This is a genomic window from Aquabacterium sp. (assembly GCF_004297345.1).
In the GTDB taxonomy this organism is placed as follows: Bacteria; Pseudomonadota; Gammaproteobacteria; order Burkholderiales; family Burkholderiaceae_C; genus Aquabacterium.
Window position 1 is genome coordinate 1 of the sequence record NZ_SCTN01000008.1, and the last position, 6,141, is coordinate 6,141.

General features: G+C 61.9%; 6 protein-coding genes. 5 read left to right on the forward strand and 1 reads right to left on the reverse strand.

Translation table 11 applies throughout. The features are described from left to right. The first annotated feature begins 204 nt into the window (after positions 1 to 204). A complete protein-coding gene (locus EPO09_RS00220; protein WP_290639011.1) occupies positions 205 to 831 on the forward strand; it encodes a TetR/AcrR family transcriptional regulator in 627 nt (208 codons plus the stop codon). An 8-nt stretch (positions 832 to 839) separates the two neighbouring features. Here EPO09_RS00220 and EPO09_RS00225 read toward each other — a convergent pair whose 3' ends face one another. Beyond that, positions 840 to 1,358: a hemerythrin domain-containing protein gene (locus tag EPO09_RS00225; RefSeq protein WP_290639013.1), complete on the reverse strand. Its 519-nt coding sequence runs from the start codon at positions 1,356 to 1,358 to the stop codon at positions 840 to 842. A gap of 136 nt (positions 1,359 to 1,494) precedes the next feature. Here EPO09_RS00225 and moaA point away from each other — a divergent pair, with 136 nt between their 5' ends. The 4 genes from moaA to EPO09_RS00245 form a co-directional block, all read left to right on the forward strand. Further along, positions 1,495 to 2,478: a GTP 3',8-cyclase MoaA gene (moaA, locus tag EPO09_RS00230; RefSeq protein ID WP_290639015.1), complete on the forward strand. Its 984-nt coding sequence runs from the start codon at positions 1,495 to 1,497 to the stop codon at positions 2,476 to 2,478. Between the two features lie 93 nt (positions 2,479 to 2,571). After that, complete coding sequence (locus EPO09_RS00235; protein WP_290639018.1) at positions 2,572 to 4,632, forward strand: type IV pili methyl-accepting chemotaxis transducer N-terminal domain-containing protein; 2,061 nt, start codon at positions 2,572 to 2,574, stop codon at positions 4,630 to 4,632. After that, positions 4,629 to 5,369, forward strand: coding sequence for a response regulator (locus tag EPO09_RS00240; protein ID WP_290639020.1), 741 nt, complete (start codon positions 4,629 to 4,631; stop codon positions 5,367 to 5,369). Before EPO09_RS00235 ends, EPO09_RS00240 begins: the two co-directional genes overlap by 4 nt. Positions 5,370 to 5,593: 224 nt before the next feature. Continuing rightward, a partial coding sequence (locus EPO09_RS00245; RefSeq protein ID WP_290639021.1) for a nitrate/nitrite transporter occupies positions 5,594 to 6,141 on the forward strand: 548 nt, incomplete at its 3' end.

The window sequence follows — 6,141 nt, forward strand, 5'->3', positions numbered from 1 at the left end:
CACCACGTCCTGCCGAAAGTTCGATATGTTTGGCGACTGGTATCTCTGGCGCAATCCGCAACTGGTGCGCGAGATCTTCGAGGGCACGAACCGCCGCGCAACCGACCACTTTTATTACGACATGGACAGGTGAGCAGGCGCCGTGCGCACTTGCGCTTGATTCAAAATCGCGAATGAATTGATCAGCGAAATGAATCGGTCTTCATGACTCCCGCCCCCCGTACGCTCAGCCGCCAGGAAGCCAAACTCGTTACCCGTCATCGCCTCTTGCAGGCGGCCATGGCCATCTTGCTGGACAAGGGCCGAGAGGGGTTGACCACCGGTGCCGTGACCAAGGTTGTGGGCGTGGCCCAGCCCACCTTTTACGTGCACTTCCCTGACATGGAGGCGCTGCTGGAGGAACTGGCCACCGACATCGTCGACAAGTTGCGCCAGACCTTGCGAGAAGCACGCGAACCCATGCGTGGTGCCGTGGACGTTGTGGCCGCTTCACGCGAGGCTTTTCGCCTGTCGATCCGTGCTTGCGTCAAACATGCCGATCTGTTGCGGATCTTTCTGGCCGAGCAATATTGGCCTGACTCCACGCTGGGCGCTTGCGCGCAAAGCCTGTTGAGCGAGCTGCGTCACGAGCTGGTGACCGATGTGGCCGAGTTGCCCTTTACGGCGGGATTGAAGCCGCCCCAGATGGCCTTGATCGCTGAGGGCATCGTCAGCCTGATCCTGCAGTTTGGCCTGGCCCTGGCGGAAAAGCGCCAGACGGATGAAGACGCGATCGTCGATTTGCTGTCTCACGCAACGATCGCTCTGGTCATGTCCATGCCACGTGCTTGAGCCCAGCCTCAGTTTGATGCGGTGCGTCGCGCCACCATGGCTGCACTGATCTCTTTGATCTGCTCGGGACTCAGGCGAGAGGCAAAGGGGTAGACCTCGTCTTCCTCTCGCTGCGCATGAGCCGGGTAACGATGCGCAAAGTCGTCTACCGAGGGCGGGGCGGGGTGATCTGCCCCGGCAGAGAGGGCTTCCAGCCACGGCCCCAGGCTGCGCCACAGGCCCGCCAGTTCGCCATGTTCCGATTCCAGTTGGGCCATGCTGAGGTTCAACTGCGTATCACCCAGCTGCCACAATGCGGGAAACAAGTCCACTTCTTCATCATCGTGGTGCAGTGGTGCGGCGATGTTGAAGTAGCGCAGGATGGACCTGGCCGCCTCCTGGGCCTGCGCATCGGCGCCCTTGCTGGCCGCGTGATCGCGCAATCTCACTGCCAGGTCGGCAAAGCGCCTGACCTTCTCGTGACAGGCCATGAGCAGCTCGATCGGGTCATCGATGCGGGGGGCAACGGGTTGCAATGGTGGGCGCATGCGCCAGTGATACCACGCTTGAGACCTGAACGTGAAGCGCGCAAGGACTAATCCTTCCGGTCGATGGTCAAACTCGGCGGCGCTGACTAGAGTTCGGCTAACTGGTGCTGATTCCCTGGTGCCAAGGCTGTTGCAAATGAGTGCCCGTCTGATTGATTCCTTCCAGCGTCGCATTGACTATCTGCGTGTGTCCGTGACGGACCGCTGCGATCTTCGCTGCACCTACTGCATGCCCAAGGGCTTCAAAGGCTTCGAGGAGCCTGCGCACTGGATGCGCCACGATGAAATGACGCGTCTGATTGGCTTGTTCACGTCGCTGGGGGTGCGCAAGGTGCGCCTGACGGGCGGCGAACCGCTCTTGCGTCGCGGCCTGTCCGAGCTGGCACGTTCGCTGACGCAACTGCCTGGCCTGGATGACCTGTCCGTCTCCAGCAACGGCACGCAACTGGCCCGGCACGCCGGGCCTTTGAAAGAAGCGGGCGTGCATCGCCTGAACATCAGCCTGGATTCGCTGGATCGCGATTGCTTTGCGCGCATCACCGGGCGTGACTGCCTGGCCGATGTGCTGGATGGCCTGCGAGAGGCGCGGGCAGTGGGTTTTGCCCCCATCAAGCTGAACATGGTGGTGCAGGCTGACGTGAATCTGGATGAAGTGAAGCGCATGGTGGCGTTTGCCATTGAACAGGGCTTCGTCTTGCGTTTGATCGAACCCATGCCCGTGGGCGAAACGGGTCGTGCCAGCAAAGGCGTGGACCTGAGTCGCCTGGGTGAGGCGCTGGCGCGTGAGCATGGTCTCTTGCCTCAGGTCATGGGGCAGGGCGCTGGCCCTGCGCGCTACTGGTGCACGGCGGATGGCGGTATGAGCCTGGGGGTGATCACGCCCATGTCCCAGCATTTTTGCGCGGCCTGCAACCGTGTGCGCCTGGGGGTGGACGGCACGCTGTATCTGTGCCTGGGCCAGAACGACCAGGTGCCTTTGGGGCAGATGCTGCGCGATGGCGCCGATGATGCCACCCTGACTCAAGCGATTCTGGGCGGCATTGCAGCCAAGCCCGAGCGGCACGAGTTCAACGAGCGACCGCAGCAAATCGTGCGCTTCATGTCTCAGACCGGTGGTTGATGCCCCACGGTAGCGTTGCGCTGACCCTCATCCGGCTGGACAATCTGGCTATCGCGCCTTTGTTATGGGCGCTTGTCTGTTTGAGGGGCTTGGGTGACTGAACCACAAGAGGACGCGTCGGCGGTATCGCCTCATGCCACTGCGTCGGTTTTTGACGCGGTGGACATGCCTACAAGCTACCTTGGGCGGCGCATGGCCAGCATGTCGCTGACGTCCAAGCTGATCGCTATTGGTGGCACTTTCTTCGCCGTGGCCATGGCCTCGATTGCCTTGACCATGTGGGTCACCTGGCAATTGGTCGGTGGTGCTGCAGCTGTGAACGAAGCTGGGCGCATGCGCATGCGGGGTTACGAACTGGCGCTGACGCTGACGCAAACTCGTCCGGCTGACAGGGCCTTGCTCGTCGGCGCGGTCGATAAACGTCTGGCCGCTTTCGACGAAAGTCTGACCCTTTTGCGGGAAGGGGATGCCGTGCGTCCCCTGTTCGTGCCCTGGGATGCCGATTCCAGCCATCAGTTCGACCGCGTGGTGGCTGATTGGCATGACCTGCAGACCAAAGCCCGTCAGATTGCCCGAGGCGAGCGCCCCCCAGACGCTTTCCCGGACGATGTGGACGAGTTCGTTCGGCACATTGACGACCTGGTGTCCGCCATCGAGCGGCATCTGGCGCGTTGGACGGGGGTGCTGCACTCGGTTCAGGTGGCCATGCTGGTATTGGCCATCCTCAGCTCGCTGGCGCTGTTCTATGCCTTGAAATCGCTGGTGCTGGAGCCCTTGTCTCAACTGAAGTTGGCGCTGGGGCGCATGGAGTTGGGCTTTTTTGCTACCCGGGTCCGCGTATCAACCAGTGACGAGTTGGGAGCGCTGGGTGAGGGCTTCAACTCCATGGCGGCCAAGCTGGAGTCGCTGTATGCGAATCTGGAGCAAAAGGTGCGGGAAAAGACAGCGGGCCTGGAAGAGCAGCAGCAGCGTCTTGCCGCGCTGTATGAGGTTGCAGCGTTCGTGGCCAGCACCGATCAACTCAATGAACTGGCGCAAGGCTTTGCCAAGCAGATTCGGCGTATTGCGGGCGCCGACGCGGCGGCCATTCGGTGGTCCAACGAAGCGAACGAACGCTACGTGCTTTTGGCCAGTGATTGCCTGCCGCAGGTCATGGCGCAGGAGGAGCAGTGCGTGCTGTCTGGCGACTGCCTGTGTGGCAACCCGCCCAAGACCGGCGGCTCCATGGCCTTGCGCGTGATTCCCATCCTGGAGGCCTCCCACGAGATGCGCCTCAACGGCGCCACGCAGGTGCGGGATCACTGCGAAAAGGCCGGCTACACCACCCTGGTGACGGTGCCCTTGGGTCTGCATCAGCGCACCTTGGGTGAGGTCGAGCTGTTCTACCGTGGCATGCCCGTGATCAGCGACAGCGAGAGGGGCTTGTATGAGGCCTTGTCCAGCCACCTGGCCAGTGCCATGGAGAGCTTGCGTGCCGCCGCCATGGGGCGTGAGGCTGCTGTGGCCAATGAGCGGCAGTTGCTCGCGCAGGAGTTGCATGACTCCATTGCCCAGTCCTTGGCTTTCCTCAAGATCCAGATGCAGATATTGCGTGACGCCATGGAGAAGAATGACAAGCCGGCGATCGACGTCACCATGAAGGAGCTGGATGCAGGCGTGCGCGAGAGCTATGCGGACGTGCGGGAGTTGTTGCTGCACTTCCGGGTGCGCACCCACACGGACGACATCGAGCCCGCCTTGCGCGAAACCCTCTCCAAGTTCGAGCACCAGGCTCACCTCAAGTCCACTCTGACCATCCATGGGCATGGCCTGCCCCTGCCACCGGATGTGCAGATCCAGGTTCTGCATGTGGTTCAGGAGGCGCTGTCCAATGTGCGCAAGCATGCGCAGGCCACACAGGTCTGGGTAGATGTCTATGCCCAGCCAGGCTGGCGGGTGAGCGTGCGCGACGATGGTCAGGGCTTTGATCCGGCCACAGGCCCACCAGACGACACGCATGTGGGTTTGCGTATCATGCGTGAGCGTGCCCAGCGTATTGGCGGGGCGCTCTCCTTTGATTCCGGGCCGGACGGCACGTGCGTGGAGTTGCGTCTGCCTCTCGTGTCGGCCAGCAAAGATTCGCCTACTCCCAACATCGTCTCCCTTGCTTCATGACGAACCCATCTCCAACGCTGCGTTTGCTTGTGGTCGATGACCACACCCTGTTTCGCCGGGGCCTGATTGCCTTGCTGTCACGAGATCCCCGCCTGAGTGTGGTCGCAGAAGCGGGCGATGCTGGCGAGGCGCTCAAGCTGGGGCAACAGCACCGACCCGACGTCATGCTGCTGGACAACCACCTGCCTGGTGTTCATGGCGTGGAAGCCCTGCCGCAACTGTGTGCGGCCTTGCCCACCACACGCATCATCATGCTCACAGTCAGTGAGGACGCCGATGACCTGGCTCAGGCACTGGCCCGTGGCGCAGCGGGCTACCTGCTCAAGACGGTGGAGGGCGATGATCTGGTGAGTGCCATCCAGCGTGTGGCTGCGGGAGAGTCCGTGGTGTCACCTGAGATGACGAGCAAGCTCGTGGCGGCCTATCGTTCCGCACTGAGTACACCTGCCGACGATGAGGCCGAGGGTGCGTCGTCCGCTCAAGCAGGTGAGGCCCGGATGCCGTCGGCAGGCGTGCCAGCAGGCGCAGCTCAGGAGGACGCAGGTGTGGCCAGGCTGTCGCCACGAGAGCGAGACATTCTTCGGGAGATCGCTCGCGGTGCCAGCAACAAGGAAATCGCACGATCCTTGGACATCGCAGAGACCACGGTCAAGATCCACGTGCAGCACATCTTGCGCAAGCTCAATCTGACGTCTCGTGTGCAGGCTGCTGTTTATGCCACGACACGTGGCGCCTGATTCTGCATCCAGTAGTGGCCGCGCCCCGGTAGCCTAGTCGAAAGGTGGATGAGGGTGTTTGACCCGCATCAAGGGTGGCCTGCGACTCATCCCTCAGAACGATAGCTGCCGGATAGTTCATGTGGCTTCTCGTTCTTTTGCTGCACTGCACCTGACCTAGAGAAGGATGGTCGCCGGGGACAGAAATTCCCACACTGCCAGTCATGGAAAAAGGAGAAACCTCCATGACTGCAAACAACAGGCGCACAGCACTGTCGGTGCTGGCCGTGAGCACACTGTCGTTCACAGTGTGTTTCATGGTGTGGATGATGTTCGGGGTGATCGGCATCCCGCTCAAGAAGCAACTTGGCCTCACGGCCACCCAGTTCGGCCTGCTCACGGCCACACCTGTACTGACGGGCTCACTGGTTCGCGTGCCCCTGGGCATGTGGACGGACCGCTTTGGCGGTCGCATCGTGCTCTTCGTGTGCATGCTGCTGTGTGTGCTGCCCATCTTCATGATGAGCTACGCCACCGAGTACTGGCACTTCCTGGTGCTGGGCTTGTTCGTCGGCCTGGCGGGCGGCTCCTTCTCGGTCGGTACACCTTATGTGGCGCGTTGGTTCCCCAAGAGCCAGCAGGGCTTCGCCATGGGCGTGTTCGGCGCGGGCAATTCGGGCGCGGCTGTCAACAAGTTCGTGGCGCCAGCCATTCTGGTGGCCGCAGGCTGGACGATGGTGCCCAAGGTGTACGCCGCCATCATGCTGGGTGCGGCCATCCTGTTCTGGTTTGG